Here is a 16,314-nt window from a genome sequence, read left to right as displayed (position 1 = left end):
AGCGCTCTTGCCGGTCCAGGTGGAGCTGTAGTCGGCCACGTGGAACGAGGCGCCGGCCAGCACGCTGCCGGCAATGGCGATGCGCTCGGCGCGCAGCGAAATGGCGCTGTTGTCGCCTTCCGAGTACAGCTTGGAGTCGGACGAGATGCTGAGCATGCCACCGGCGCGAACGTCCAGCAGGCTGTTGACGGCGATGATCACGCCGCCGGTGTTGCTCGCGGCGCTGCCGATGGCAAGCGCGCCGCCGGCGGTAATTTCAAGCCGCTGTCCGGCGCCCTGCATCAGCAGGCGCGTATTGTAGATGTCGATGTTGCCGCCGGCGGCCAGCGTCATGGAACCGGCCACGTCGATGGTGCCGTGCATGGCGATGCTGTCCACCGCAGTGACGGAAATGTCGCGCGTGTAGGCTTGCAGCGAGGCGCCGGTGGTTTTGATGGAACCGGTCAGGTCCACGTTCTGGCCCGACAGCACCAGGCCCAGCGCGCTCGACAGGCCGCCGTTGGCGGTGACCATCAAGGTGCCGGCGCTGGAACCGATTTGCAGCAGGCGCAGCTGGGCGCTGTCAACGCCGATCTGGCTGTCGATGATGACGTTGTTTACGCCATTGATCAGGATGCGGCCATTGGCGCCAAGCGAATTGAATTGCGCCGTATTGGTGGTCTGCACGCTCACTGCCCCCGCCTGCACCACGCTGCCGCCGTTGACGACGATGTCGCGCTGGGCGGTCAGGTCGCCGCGCAGTTCGACGCCGCCGGCGGCGTTGATGACGATGTCGGCATACGCACCGCGCGCGATCAGCGCGCCTTCCAGCACCAAGTGGCCGGTCGGGTTGAGCGTCATGCTGCCGCTCAGTGTTTCCAGTACGCCGGTAGCCGTCAGATTCACGTTCTGGTTGCCGCTGGCGCTGTTCGAGGCGAACATATTGATGCCGCTGTAGGCGCGAATCCAGCCCGAGACGGTAATTTCGCCGCCCGGCGCGTCGGCGCGCCCGAGGTTCACGACCGAGCCGCGCGCTGCCGCGTCAAGCGCAATGGTGCGCGCCGATTCGGTGGCGCCGGCGGTGGCAGCCGTGGCGGCCAGCTGGGTAAAGCCAAGCAGCTGCGCATTGCCGCCATTGGCCTTGGCCATGGTAAAGCCAAAGTTGCTGGTCAGTTGCAGACGGCTGTCCTGCAGACGGACCTTGAGCTGCGCGTCGCCAACGGTGGCGCTGCTGCCTACGGCGGGCGAACCGCTGGCGCTGACCGTGACGGTAAAGGTGGTGGCGGCAATGGCGGCCTGCAAGTCGGCAGCCAGGTTGACCGGGCCGGCATTGTCTTGCGTGTCGAGCGCATGCAGCGTCACCGTGCCTTGCACGGTATGGGTGCCAAGGTTGAGGGTGACGATAAACGAGACGTCCGACGCAATGTCGCCGCGGGCATACTGGGCAAAGTCGTCGGCGACGATTTCGTCGGTCCAGGCCGGGGTCAATACCGACAGGTCGCCCGAGGACGACAGGTTGATGACGCTGTTTTCCTGCAGTGTTTTCAGGTGCACGTTGCCCGACAGGACGATGCCTTCGTCGGCCCACGGCGACTGGACCGTGACGGCGCCGGTGCCATGGCCGCCGCGCACGTCGATCAGTGCGCCGGCGACCAGGTCGCGCCCCAGGCGGATCTGGCCATCGGCTTCGATCACGATGCGCGAAGCGCCGCTGTAGACGGTGGTGGTGCTGCCGAGCAGTTCACCGCGCGCGTCGTAATGGTCGACGACGTCGCCGCCGGCGACCAGCACGCCGTCGATCTGCGCGTCTTGCGCCGAATCGATGGTGATCATGCCGTCGGCGTTGCTGGTGGCGATGCGCGCGCCGCCCGGCATCTTGATGCCCACGCCGTCGCTGTTGCCCCCGCCATGCAGCGCAACGAGCGCGCTGGCGCGGATAGTGGCGCCAATTTCCGCTGTTTCGCCAAAGGCGCCGCCAACCACTGGCACGACCGCGCCCAGGTACAGCTGGCCGCCGGCCGACAGGTTCACGCTCGAATCCTTGCCCGACCAGACGACCGCGCCGCCTTCGGAAATCGGCCGGTTCACGCCGCCCGACAGAATATGCCCGCCAATGCTGGCGTTGCCGGCAGCGGTCATGCTGACCAGGCCGCCGGAAACGCCCGAGGTGTTGCCTGCGGCCGTGATGCCGCCAGCCGTGGTGATGATGACCGAGTAACCGTTGTCGTCCGCGCCAAGCACGCTTGTCGTGAGCAGCGACACTGCTTTGGAGGCGGACAAGGCCGAGTCGAGCAGGATCTGCTGGCCGGCCGTGACGCTGATGGTGGCGTCAGCCTTGTCCAGATGCAGGCCGCCCATATCGACCGAGCCGCCGGCAACCACCGAGCCGTGCAGCTCGACGTCCTGACCGCCCTGCAGCACGATGCTGCTGCCGGCGCTGTTGGTGGTGAGGGTTGCTACCGCGTGCAGGTACAGGCTGGTGCCTTGTGCATTGGCGCCGTGCAGGTTGGTGCCGTCGAGCGCCACGCCGCCTTGCAGCGTGATGTTGCCGCCGACGTTGGCGGTGCCTTCCCAGTAGGTGAAGCGGTCGGACTGGATCACCAGGTCCGAATGCGCGCCGGCCAGCGTAATGCTGCCGCGTACAATGGCGTCGCCGGCGCCGCTGACGACGAAATCGGCATTGTCTTGCAGCGTGATGATGGTGCCGGTGAGCAGGAAGCCGAAGCCTTGCTGGCCCAGCAACTGGTGCGGCGCCAAAATCTGGATCTCGTCGGTCGCACCGTTATTGTCCGCGTCGTAGGCATACACCATGTAAGCCACGCCGCCGCTGCTGACGATCCAGCGCTCGTTGTCGGCCGCGCCCGTGGCGCCCCAGTTCAGCGCGCTGTTGCTGTAGTCGACGCCTTCGGTAAAGGCGGTACGCACGCTGGCCGCGCCCGCGCCATCCTTGTGGAACACGGTCTGGGTGTCGCTGTAGCGCACAAAGCCGGCCTGGTCCAGGATGCGGAACTGCTGGGCCGCGCTCATTGCATCAAAGGCGGTGCCGGCCACGGGAATGGCCACGTCGCTCCAGCGCACTTCAGCGTTCTTGTAGTCCACGCCCTGCACGAAGCCGAGCTTGTATTGCTGGCCGGCGGACGCATCGGCGTCGTGATAGACCAGGCCGTCCCAGCGCGCGTAGCCGAGCTGCGCGAGCACGCGCTCTTGCTGGGCCAGCGTGAGCACCTCGAAACCGGCATTCGCGGCCGGTTTGGCCACGCTGCCCCAGTCCAGGGTGCTGTTCTGGTAATCCTTACCGGTGCCCTGCTCGAGCGTGAGCAAGACTTGCTTGCCGGCGGGAGCGCCCGCCTTGTACAGCACTTGCTGGTCCACTTCGGCGTAACCGAGCGCGTCGACAACGACTGCGCGCTGGGAAGCGCTGAGCTGCTCGAACGTGGCGTCGGCCCCTGGTGCGCGCACCCCGCCCCAGTCGATGCTGTCAATGTCGAAATCGGCGGCGGTGGCGGCAAATTCGGTGACCACTTGCAGGCCGGCGGCGGCGTGCGCGTTGTACCAGGTATTGCCTTCATACGTTTCGTAACCCAGGCTGGCGGCGACGACTTTCTTTTGCGCGCTCGACAGGCTGTCAAAAGCGGCGCCGTCGGCAGCTTTACCCGCACTGCCCCACAGCATGCTGGCGTTGGTGTAATCGGTAATTGGACCTTGGGTAAACGTGGTGACGACTTTTTTGCCAACGTCCGCGTTGTAATTGAAGTAGTTCTTCGGTCCCGTGCCCGCATCGAGGTAGGCGACGACAATCGCTTTTTGCGATGCAGTCAAGTCTGCGTAGCCGGCGTCGGCGTCCGGACGGACCAGGTTTGGCCACAGGTCGCCCGGCATGCCGTAGTAATCGAACACATAGCCCATGGCGTTGGCGGCCACGAGTTTTTGCGCGCCCGACAGCTGCGCGAACGTGGCGTTGGCCGCTGGTGCGGCAACGCCCGCGCCGGACCAGTCAACGCGCCCATTGCTGTAGTCGGCGCTGGCGCCTTGCACAAAGCCGGTCAGGAACTGCTGGCCGGCGGGAGCGTTCGCATTGAAATACACCATCCCCGTGTAGGCCGTGTAGCCTGCCTGCGAGGTCGCCTGCGCGCCTTCGGTCAAGCTGGTGGTAAAGCGGCCGGTGGCCGCGTTGTAGTAGGCGCCGCCTTCCACCGCGGTGTAGCCGAGCGACTCGGCAACGAGCGCCTGCGCCGCTGGCTTGAGCGAACTGAAAGGCGTGTAGTTCGACAGGCTCGAGACGCCCACGCTGTTGTCCAGCGTGACATGGCCGGCGGCAAACAGCGCGCGCAATTCGGCTGTCATCACCCCGCCGTTCAAGGCCGCGACCATGGCGGCGAACTGGCTCTTGTCGGTCAGTGCCGACAGCGTCTTGCCTGGCAAAGCGTTAAAATAGTCGGCGTAATTGTCCTGCGCGTCGCCCGACGAGAGCGTCATGGCGCCGCCCGCGGTCAGCGAGCCGGACAGCTTCATTTCGGCGCCCGACGACAGCGCCAGCGTGGCGCCGGCTCCCGTCAGCGTTGGCAGGGCAAACGCGTCGGCGCCAAACTTGGCGCCCGAGATGACGCCGCTGCCGGCGTCCAGGTGCATGTAGCCGCCCGCCGACAAGGTCACGGCGCTGCGCGCGCCTTCGGCGGTGACGACGCCGCCCTGGAGCACGGTCATATTGGCGCCGGAAGTGACGCGCAGGACGGCGTCGCTGCCCCCTGTCTGCAGCAGCGCGGCGCTATGGATCGATTGGGAACCCGTGATCAGGATGCGGCTGCCGGCGTTGGTGCTCAGTACGCTGCTACCCTTGTCCATCTGGATGCTGGTAATTTCGCCTTCGTAGTTAACCAGCGCATTGGTGCCGGTGCTGGCCGAGACCGTGATCTGCACCAAGTCGTCGCCAACGATGTCGCCGGTGATGACGATCTGTTCGAGCGCATTGATGATGACGGCGCGCGCATGGATGCCCGAATCCGGGTCGCCCAGCGGATCGGCGCTGTTCTTGGCCTGCACTTCGAGCAGGCGGCTGTTGAGCGTGAGGGTGCTGCTCGACTGCACGTCGCCGACGATATTGATGCGGTCCGCATTCAGGCTGGCCACATCGTTGAACTTCGCCGAATAAACATGGCCGTTGACGGTCTTGTCTTCGATGTCGCCCACATACATGACCACGCCGGCCAGGTTCTGGCCCAGCGTCACGGACGAGAAGCCGGTTTTCAGGGCCGACAGGTCGCCCAGGCCGAATTCAAAGTTGCCCGTCGCGCCCAGCGACGAATACTCGAAGCCGTACGGCGTCTGAGCCGCGCCGCCGATATGGTAGTTCTGGTTGGCGGACGTTGCATGCAGGACCAGCGCGCCGGTGCCGCTGACCTGGTCATTACCGGAAAGGAAATCAATATCATCGGCCACGATGGCAATCGCGCCACCGCTGCCGGTCGCGATGACGCCAGCTTGCAGCGTGAACAGTGCTTCGCGCCCTGCCAGCGCCACGTCGATCGCGCCGTGCGCGGCGACCAGGCCGGCGCCGCCCACGTTCAGACTGTCCGCTTCGCGCACCACGATATCGTTAAAGCCGGCCGTACCGCGGTTGACCACGGTCAGTTCGGCCAGCTCGGTGTTGAGCGTGCCCTGCACGCCGGCAGCGGTGATGCTCACCTGCGACTCGGCGCCGATCAGGGTGGCGCCGCGCACGTCGACCAGGCCGGCGGCGCTCAAGAACATGTCGGTCGCGCCCCAGCTTGCGCCGTTGACGCTGCTGATGCGGCTCACGGCGGCGTTGTCGGTAATTTCAATGCGGTCCAGGCCGTTGTTGAAATCGATCACGCGCTGGTCGATGCGCAGCTGTTCCTGATTGCGGGAAATCGCCGTGGTGGAGCTGATCGGCGCCAGGATCAAGCGGTCGAAACCGGCGCCGCCGGCCACTTTGGCGTAACCGTCGCCGCTCATGAAGATCAAGTCGTCGCCATCGCCCGCGTCGATGGTGTCGGTGCCCGTGCTGGTGATGCGGTCGTTGCCCGCGCCGGTAAACAGCACGTTGGCGCCTGCGCCCATGTCGACGATGTCGGCCGCGCTGTTACCCACGAAGCGGTCATTGCCCGCGCCGCCAAGGTAGGTGATGCCGTTGGTGAAGCCGCCGACGAATTCGTCGTTGCCGTCGCCGCCGCGGATGATGCTGTTCTTGCCCCCGCCAATGATGGTGAAGCGGTCCTTGCCGGCGCCGCCGTCAAAGAACAGGTCGGCCGTCACGGCGTCGCCGACATAGATGGAATCGTTGCCGCTGTCGCCAGTGGCGAAAATTTTCGTGACGCCGGTGTATTCCTTGACCACGCCGAGCGACTCGACGCGCAGCACGCCGGCGTCGTTCTGGTTGATCTGGTAAGTCTCGTTGGTGGTCTCGTCGTACAGGGTGCCGCTGCCATAGCGGCCTGAGGTGTCGCCCATGCTCAGGTACAGCTCGTTGCCAACCTGGGTGGCAATGCGCGGAGCATCGCCCCAGCTCCAGAAGTAATCGGCCGAGACGCTGATGCCGACGATGGTCACCGAGGCGGCCAGGTGCGCGCTGGCCGGCGTCAGTTCGATCAGGCCGGAGAAGCCAGCCAGGGTTTCATGGATGCTGAACAGCCCCATGTCGATGGAAAGGTCCAGCGAGCCGTACACGCTGGCCGCAATCAGGGTGTTACTGATCGTCAAGGACATGCCGGCGGTCAGCTCGAGCGGGCCCATGTCGACAAAAATCTTGGCCGCGCCCGTGATTTCAAAGTCGCCGTCGGACTCGATATAGCCGCCCACGTCGACCGTCACGAAGCCGAAGAAGTCGAGGCTGGCATCGAGTTCAAGACGGAATACGTCATTGGTGACGCTCATGCCGCCGTGGAAGTCGATGTCAAAGGCGAGCACGTGCAGCTTGCCGTCCAGCTCCAGGTTGAAGGTGGTGCCGGCCTTGACGCCCACGTAGTCGGTGGTGTCGCTGGTGTTAATTTCCAGGATCGCGCCAGCCTTGATGCCGATCACGCCCGTGCCGATTTCAATATTCGTTGCCAGGCGCAGCGCAAAGACCATGCCTTCGTCGGCATTGATAAAGGCAATGCCGCCGGCCACGTCGATGGTGCCCAGTTCGCCCAGTTCCAGCGACAGCGCCGCCTGCGCCGTCAGGCCGGTCTTGTTGATGGTCAGGTCGAGCGAGCCTTCCAGGTTGACCGCGCCGCCCGCCAGGCTGATGCCGGCGTTGCCGGCAATGTGCAGCGACTGCGCCGCCAGCTGGGCGTTGACGAAGCCGGCGCCGGCCGTGTTAATGGCGCGAACCGTCTGCACGCTGGAGGTGGTGTTCACCTGCAGCAGGAAGTGACCGGTCACTTCAAACACGCCGCCATCCATCAGAACGGAGTTTGGCCCCGCGCCGCCTACTTCAAAGGCGCCGTACACGCCGCCCGAAATGATGCCCAGGGTACCGGTCACTTGCAGCGGCTTGATCATTGGCAAGTCGAGCGTGGCTTCGGCCGACAGCTCCATGCCGGTTTCGGAAATGATGACGCCAAAGCTGCCCTGCAGCGTGAGCGCGTCGTCCATCAGCGACAGTTCGCCCGCGCCAAACAGGCCCACGTACATGCCGGTCCAGTCAGGTTTGCCCGGCGGCGTGGCCGAAATCGTGTATTGATTGTTGTCGAAGTGGACGGTATCGCGGAACTGTACCGGCACCGTGTACGTGACGTCCTGGCCGGTGGTGTTGAGCACCAGTTCCAGGTTCGCGTCCAGGCGCACGGCGGCGCCCAGGTCGACGCCGGTGGCCATCTGCATGCGCAGCGCAACGCCGGCCGAGGTGATCGACAACAAGCCCGTGGCGTGGGCGCTAATGGCGACCGCGCCGCTGCCGACCGACGCGTCGACGTCGGCAAAGATGGTCAGGCCGCTGGTGTCGGCGGTGATGTCGAACACGCCATCCATATGGACCAGGCTGAACATGTCGAGCTTGGCCTGGCCGGAGACGCGCAGGAATTGGTTGGTGTAGTTCAGCACCACCGGCTCAAACGGATTGCCGGTCTCGATCGCGTAACCGGCGTGCACCACCTTGTTCGGATCGGTCCAGGTGCTCTTTGAAAAATCGATGGTGGTGGCGGCAAAGGTCACGCCGGCGCTGTTGTACGACACATTGCCCGCGGCGTCGCGGGTAAAGCCGGTCGCGAGCGTCGCGCGCAAGCCCGTGTTCAGGTTCAATTCCAGGTCTTCGGCTTGCAGCGTGGCGCCGTTGATGCCCACCAGGCCGATCATGTCGATGTCGGCGTCGGCGGCAATGTAGACGCCCACTTTCAAGCCCGACACGCCAATGACCAGTTCCTTGGCCACGACCAGGCCCAGGTCCAGGTCCTGGATGGCCAGGCCGACCGCGCTAGTGTTGGGAGTATCGCGCTCGGTGATGCGATGGTCGCCGTCGGTGTCTTGCCAGTAGGCGCCGGTGCCGATGAAACCATAGGCGTCGTTGATGCCAACGGCCAGCGACGTGACGGTGGTGGTCTCGCCATTCGACAGCGTGACCGTTTCCGTACCGCGCTTGGTGAACGCCATCGAGGCGGACAGCTGGACGAAGCCGGCCAGGTTGATCTGCGCGTAGCCTACCTTGGCCTGCACGATTTCGCTGGCAAAGTCGAGCAGCACCACATTGTCGCCGCCCGCAGGCAGCGCGTAGGCGCCGCCGGCAAAGCTGGTCGCAAAATTCACCGACGGCGGGCCGAACGCTTGCAGCACCGCGTTGCCAATCGGGCCCAGACCCGGCACGTAAGCGGTGTTGATGTTGATCGTGATGTCTTCGGCGCGCACGCTCATCAGAGCCGGGTCGACCCCGACCAGCATAGCGCTGTCCACGTGCGCCTTGGCGGCAATGAACTTGGGCACCAGGTTCTCGCCGCCGGGAATCAGGCCGGCCAGCGTTGGCGTCATGATGGCCAGGCCAAAGTCGACATTGTCGATCACCAGGCCAATGGCGCCTTGATTGATGTTGTCGAGCAGGCCATCGTGATCGGCGTCCGGGCCGTAGCGGTACGGGCCGCCCACGCCGGCAAAGCCGGTCAGGTTGGCACCGCCCAGCGTCATGAATTCCACTTGCAACGGCATTGGCTGGCCCGGCGTGGAGCCGGCGATCACGGCGCCAAGGTCGTCGGCCAGATTTTGCAGGCCGCCCAGGTCAACGTCGACGATATGGCGCTCGCCCTTGCGGAAGGCCAGCGAGCCGCGCAGGCTCAAAAACTCCGATACCTGGATTTCGGCCATGCCGATATCCAGGCCAATCAAGTCTTCACCGTTCATGTTCAGGTACACCGGCTGGCCGCCGGTACGCACTTCAAAGCCGGCCGGACGATTGGCCTGGGCGTTGGCCGGGAAGCTGGCCGCAAAGTCCGCGGTCGAGCGCATCGCGCCGCCAAACAGCTTGCCGCCGCTGTTCACTTCAATGGTGATGTCCTGCGCCGAGAGTTTCAGCACGTCGCCAAAGCCGTAGGTGGTCAAGGCGTCCGCGTGCGCGTACAGCGAAAAGAAATTCTGGGCCTTGAAGAAGTCCGGCAGGTCGGCCTTGAATACCGACAGGCCGACATCGATGCCTTCCATCGAGAAACCGACCAGTTCATCGGCATTGCTGATGATGAGTTTCCCGGTGTGCGCCGGGTCTTCCACGTAGTCCGGATTGCCCAGGCCGACAAAGGCGTACACGTTCGAGGCGCCGAACGACAGGCCCTTGAAGCCGACGTTGTCGATGCGCGAATAGTCCGCCGAAACGTCGCCCACATATTTGAGCATGTCGATCACCGAGCCGTATGCCGGCGGCAGCGACGCCTTGAGCAAGTCTTCGACCAGGCCGATTTCCGCCGGCAGGCCGGTGTACATGGTGCCGGTGAAGGTTTCGCCGACGTTGAGCTGGAAGTCGCCGCGCAGGTGAACGAAGTCGCCCAGGTTCAGCGAAATGTCTGGAAAATCGATGCTGCCGAACAGGTTCAGGCCAAAGTTCGGATCAAAGCCGATCGACAGGTCGAAGTTCTTGACGAAGTCCAGCGCACCCTTGAGGAAGTCCAGGTTCGGCGAGAACGATGGCAGCAGGTCGCCCAGGCCGGCCAGGCTGATGCTCGGGAAAAAGCCGATGCCCGGGATCGACGGCAAGTTGAAATTGAAGTCGAAGCTGGCGTCGAAATCGAACAGGTCGAACAGGCCCAGGTGGGCGTCCAGGCTGATGCCGATGGTGTTGCTGTCAAAGTCGAGAAATTGCGGTACGCCGGCGCTGCCGGTCGGAACCAGCAGCTTGCCGCCGGCCATGGTGGTGTAGTCAAGATAGACCGTGGGCGCAGGATTGCCGCCGATGGTCGCTGCATTGATGTGGAAAGCGAGATTGTCCGCTTCCAGCTCCAGGAACGGATCGGTGCCGACCAGCTTGGCCGAAGCGGCAGTGGCCGTCACGCTGTAGAAATTCACGCCTGGCAGCGACAGGCCCGGGGCGATTTCGGGCGTGACCATGGCCAGCACAAAGTCGAGGTCTTCGATCGTCAAGCCGATGGCGTCATCATTGGTCGGGTCGTTCAGGTCGATGACGTCGTTGTCGTCGGTGAGCGAATCGGTCCGGTACGGCCCGTTGATGCCGGCAAAGGCGTACACGTTTTTGCCCGACACGATCAAGGCGTTGCCCGAGCCGATGATTTCAACGCCGGCAGCATTGAAGCCGACATTTTCAATGGTCTTTTTGGCAAACGAGAAGCCGCCCTGCAGCGTCAGGATGCCGGCCACGCTGGCGTAGGCATTGCCGGTCGAGGCTTCCAGCACGCTGTTGCTAAAGTCGAGCAGCATGGTTTCACCGCCGCCGGTGGCCACGTTGTAGCCGGCGCCTGACGCGGTGCTGCCGCGGGTGAAGTCACCGATCAAGCCGGTGGTGTTCGACATGTTGATGCCGACGTTCAAATCCTGGATGTCGAACTTGATGAAGTCGCCAAAGCCGGCGAAGCTGACGCCGTCGGCATGCGCCTTGACGGCGGTGAACTTGGCGTTGGCCGGGACCAGTGGATTGGCCAGGTCGAATTTGGTGTTGAGGATGGCGATGCCGAAATCGAGCTTGTCGATCACCAGGCCAACCGCATCCGGATTGACGCTGTCGTTGGCGTCGATGACGTCGTTATGGTCGCTGTCGATAAAATACGGGCCGTTGATGCCCACGAAGGCGTGCAAATTGCTGCCGCCAATTTCAATGCTCGACGCATGCACGTCGTCAAACGTCACGCCCAGAGCGCCCTTGACGGAAATAGTGGTGTCGAGCGCGCGGCGGAACGCGAAATTGCCCGTCACTTGCAAAAATTCCGATACCTGCAGCACGGCGTTGGTGACGCTGGCGGCCATCATGGCGCCAGGGCCAAAATCGATGACGACCGGGTCGCCACCGGTTTTCACTTCCAGGCCGCCGGCAAAGCTCGACGCAAAATTGATTACCGGGCGCTTGTTGGCAAGACCGGTCCAGCCGGCGCTCCAGTTCAGCTCAATCGTGGCCTGGTGGCCCGAGAGCTGGAAGTCGTCGCCGCCACCGACCAGCGCCACTTCGCCGGCGCTGGCCTTCAAGGCGGTAAAGCTTGGCAGCTTCAGGTTGGCGTTTACGGCCGTCATGATCGACAGGCCCATGTCGACATCCTTGATCGCCAGGCCATAGACGTTGTCCTGCGCGCTTAACGGCAGGGCCGAATCGAAGTCCGGAATGCCATAGCCGATGAACAGGTTGACGTTGCTCATGCCGACGTTGAGGGTCGATACGTCGACGCCGGTGAGCGTGGTGCCATCGTCGGATACGTCCACGCCCAGCAGTTCGAGGCGCTCGAGCGTTGGCAGCGCGTCAAGCTCGCTGCGGCGAACGCCGGTGTCGATATTGACGATATGGCGCTCGCCCCGTTCAAAGGCGAAGCTGCCCTGCAGCCACACGAACTGGTCGATGCCGAGCGTCGCCTTGGCCACTTCGACCGCAGTCTTGCCGTTGTCGTAGTCGATGATGACTGGTGCGTTGCCCGTGGCAACCGACAGGCCGCCGGCGCCGTAGGTGCTGGTAAAGTCGACGTAAGCGTGGGTCTTGGTGCCGGCCCAATTGACGCCGCTGTTGGCGCGTACGCTGATGCCTTCGGCTTCCATGGTCAGGAAGGACAGACCCTTGAAGGCCAGTTCATCGGCCGTGGCCGACAGCGCCCACAGGCGCGGCACGATATTGCGCGCATCCTTATAGACCACCAGGCCCAGGTCCAGGTTTTCCAGCACCAGGCCCACCGCGTCTGGCGAGCGCACGTCGGTGCCGTCGACAAAATACGGACCTGCGCCAACGAACAGCTTGACGTCCGACAGGCCCATCGTGAACGAACTCATGGACAGATTGTTGATGCGCGAGAAATCGTTGGCAGCGACTTCACCGGTGGCCACCAGCGGCGCGAGCTTGAGCGCGCCTTCCGGCGATGCTGCGCTAAATCCGGTGACGATGTCGACCTGCACGCCGGTCGCTTTTTCAAGCGCGAAGCCGCCTTCGATATGGAAAAAATCATCGATCTTGATCAGCGCGTGCACCACTTCCACGCCAATCATCGAGCGTGTGTAGTCAAGCACGATCGCGTCGCCACCGGTGGCAACCTGCATGCCGTCGTCGCCAAAGCTGGAGACAAAATCGATATACGGCGCAACCGTCAGGCCGCGCCAGTTGCTGCCTTTGTTGAGCGACATGGTCAGGTCGTCGATCTGCAGCTGCATGAAGCCCCAGTCCACGTCCAGCGGATGGGCCCAGTTGGCTTTCATGGCGTACATGTTCGGAATCACGCGCGCCGCGTCGACGGTTTTTGACGCGTGCATCATGACGAAACCGATATCGATTTCATCGAGCGTAAACAGCGGGTCGCCCGCATTGCCTACGATGATGCTCACGTTCGATGCGCCAAAGCTGATCATGTCGACCGGCAGGTCGTCGAACTTGGCGTTGTCGGCCGAGAGATAACCGTCGGTCTTGAAGTGCGCCAGGCTGGTGGCCAGGCTGGCATACGCGCCGGTCAAGTTGGCCGGCAGGCCGGTCATGACGTCAACGTCGATGCCGGTGGTCTTTTCAAAGGCAAAGTCGCCGCTGATCTGGAACATATCGCCGACGTTCAGCAACGCATCGTTGAGCGTGACGCCGATGAAAGCCTTGCTGTAATCGATGAACAGCGGGTCGCCCGCAGTGACCGGGATTTGCAGGCCGCCGGCAAAGCTGGAGGCAAAGTCCACGTACGGGTGGATCAGGGACGCGTCGGCCCAGGCGCCACCCTGGTTGACGTCCAGCGTCAGCTGGTCGATCTGGAACTTGAACAGGTCCATGTCGACATTGACGGGCGAATCCCAGATCACTTTCATGGCGAAAAAGTTCGGGATCACGCTGTTCGGGTCCGCCAGCAACGTGGAATTCATCAGCACCAGGCCGATGTCGATATTGTCGAGCGTAAAACCAAGGCGGTCCGGGTTGACTACCTCGTTGGCGTCGAACAGACCGTTGTTGTTGGTATCGATGAAGTAAGGGCCCAGGCCCGCAAAAACGTCAACATCGGTGGCCGACAGCAGCAGCGTGGACACTTGCAATTCTTCGATCCGCTTGTGATCGGCGGACAGGCCGTCGACCTTGTCGAGGCCGGCCTTGAGCGCCGCGTTCGCGCCGACCGGGTAGCTGTTTGGCAAGCCCGTGACGACGTCCACGTCGGTGGTGGCGCTCTGTTCAAGATACAGGCTGCCGCTGATGTAGACGTAGTCGGAAATGGCCAGCGTGGCGCGACCGATCGACACCGCCGTCAGCGCGCCCTTGGCGCCGTCGAAATCGAGATCGACATCGGTGCCGGGACCAGTCAAGACTGTGACCGGCGTGGCGGCAAAGTCGACTACCTGGCCGCCAACAAAGTTGGCCTTGTTAATTTCAATGGTGATGTCGGTCGCGGCCAGTTTCAACGCCTCGAGGCCGACAAATTCGGCGCTGCCAGCTTGCGCCTTGAGCGCGGTCCAGCTGTGCGCAGGCGTGCCCTGCTCGCTCATCAATACCAGCGCCAGGTCGAGCTCCGTCATGCTCAAGCCAAGCGCGTCGTCGGAACCGGCGCCGGCGCCGGCGCCGGCGAACACGTCGGCGTCGCTCATGCCAAAGGTCAGTTGATCGACCGTGACGATGCTGCCGTCGGCCAGCTTGACCTGCACGCCTGCCATGCGGCGCACCGCAAGGTTGCCGCTGGCCTGGACAAAGCTGCCGACCTGCAGGCTGGCGCCGCCAACGGCCACTTCCTGCAGCGACGCGACCAGGCCGGCGCCGAACACGTAATCCAGGCCGCCGGCGTGGATGGTGGTGGCGCTGGCGTCAAGCGCGGTGTTGTTGTAGCGTACGGTGACGCTGTCGGCCGTCAGGCCAATGGCGCTGCCCAGCTGGGCGGCGAGCGAACCGGAAGCTTCGAGCACGGTGCCCGCTGCGTTGATGTGCATGCCCAGCGTGCCGCCGGCAACACCAATGCCGAAGCCGCCGGCACCCATGCTGGCGCTCACGTTTTTGGCAATCACGGCCATGGAGCCGTCGCCGCTATCCTTGGCAAAGGCGAAGTCGCCGGCCACGTCCAGCACGCCACCGATGCCGGCGTGCAGGCCGAGCACGCTGGCCTGCAACGCCACATTGGCGCCCAGTTGGCCGAAGGTGTACGAATAGTCGCCCGCAAAGTCGAGCGTGCGCCCGGTCAAGTCGCTGCCGGTTTTATTCAAACGCAGGGCGGCGGCGTCAGCGGTGACGTTGGCAAATGCGCCGCCGGTCAGGCTGAGCGCGCCGCTGCCTTCAAACGCATAGCCGCCGTCTCCCGCCAGCACCAGGCCAAAGGCGCCGTCGGCCAGGCCGATTGCCACGCCGCCGGCGGCAAAGCCGGCCACCACATGGTCGCCGGCGATCAGTACTTCGCCGCCCACCACGGAAACGCCCAGGTCCGCTTCAAGCGCCAGGGGGCCCATCGCCAGTGAAGCATGGCCCGATACCAGCAGGTATTCGCCGGCGCTGCCGTCGTCATTGAAGGTGGTGCCCGCGATCGACAGTGGATTGGTCGACAGGTCGAGCGTGGTGGTGTTGTCGCCGCCATTGGCAAGCGTGCCGGTGCCAAAGGACAGGTCAAATGCGAGGTTGGTCGCAGTGATGGTCAAGCCGTTGACGCCGACAATGCCCACGCTGCCGATGGTGCCTTGCGCCAGCACCCAGCCGTAGCTGCCGCCGGCAGAAGGCTCGACGAACGCGACGCTGACGTCGGCGTCGTGCACGGCCAGGCCGACCGCGCCCGGCGTGGCGCCAGGGCCGCCCACGCCGATGAAGCCTTCGGCGTCGGTAAAGCCGATCAACCAGGCGTGCGCGGCAATCACCTGGCCGGTGACCGGATCGGTGACGGATTCGTCGGTGTAGTCGATGCTGATCTGGCCGTCGAGAAACAGATTGCCGTTCAGGTTGAGCGAACCGCTAAATTCAAGCGGAGGAATGCTCGGGAAGTAGCCTTTGCTGAGGAAGTAGCCGACGCCGTCGGCCATGTCGCCGCCGACCATGTCGATCAAGGAATGGGTCAACGGGTCGAGCACGTGGGTGATCAGTTTCAGCGAGTGGGCGTCCTGCACCAACTCGAAGAAAATATTGTCGTCCGCCTGCACCAGGCCGGTCGCTTCGCTGAACTGGCCCACGGCCGTGCCGAAGGTCATGAATTCGAAGACCTGGCCGTCGGTCGGCTTGTAGCCATTCCACAAGCTCACTTCGAGCTTGCCGTCCAGCGTAGACAGGTTGGTAACGTTCAACTGATCGTAACCGGTGCCGGGCGCAGCGCCGCCCAGCTCGATTTGCAGCGTGGCCGTCGACGTTTGCATGTAGTCGCTGACGTTTTGCATGCCGGGCGAATAGCCGGGCGCTACAGTGCCGGTGTTCAGGATCGACACATTCATCGTCCCGCTTCCCTTGAGCACGTCGTTGGCGGCGACCGAGAACTCGGATGCCATCGTGGCGCCGTTCTGGGCCAGCTTGGCAAGGTCGAACAGGTGCGGGTCGGCCAGGTCCAGGCGCGGGGCCGTGGAAGCGGCCAGCACCTGGTCGACCAGCGCGAAGCTGACCGGGGCCGAACCGTAGGTGCCGGTCTGCGCCGCCTGGTAGGCGTCGAGCAAGGCCCCGTCGTGTCGGGTTTCATCGGGGAGGATCAGGTGGGCCAGGCCCATGATCGGATCAGCGGACAACAACACCCTGGGTTCCAGGGCCTCAACACGAAAAGCATCACGCAGTTTGGAAACTTGCTTTTTGAGTCGTTTGGTCAT

The 16,314-nt window shown here is 63.8% G+C and carries 1 protein-coding gene (only partly in view); it reads right to left on the bottom strand.

Annotated elements, in window-relative coordinates; genetic code table 11:
* On the bottom strand, positions 1 to 16,314 hold the beginning of the coding sequence (locus ACP7BV_RS22310; protein WP_426106911.1) for an LEPR-XLL domain-containing protein. It extends 20,802 nt beyond the left edge of the window; 16,314 of the gene's 37,116 nt are visible here — the first part of the coding sequence; the start codon lies at positions 16,312 to 16,314; its stop codon lies beyond the left edge, outside the window.

Source organism: Massilia sp. TSP1-1-2 (genome assembly GCF_049896185.1).
Classification (GTDB): Bacteria; Pseudomonadota; Gammaproteobacteria; order Burkholderiales; family Burkholderiaceae_D; genus Telluria_A.
This window is presented reverse-complemented; position numbering and strand designations above follow the sequence as displayed.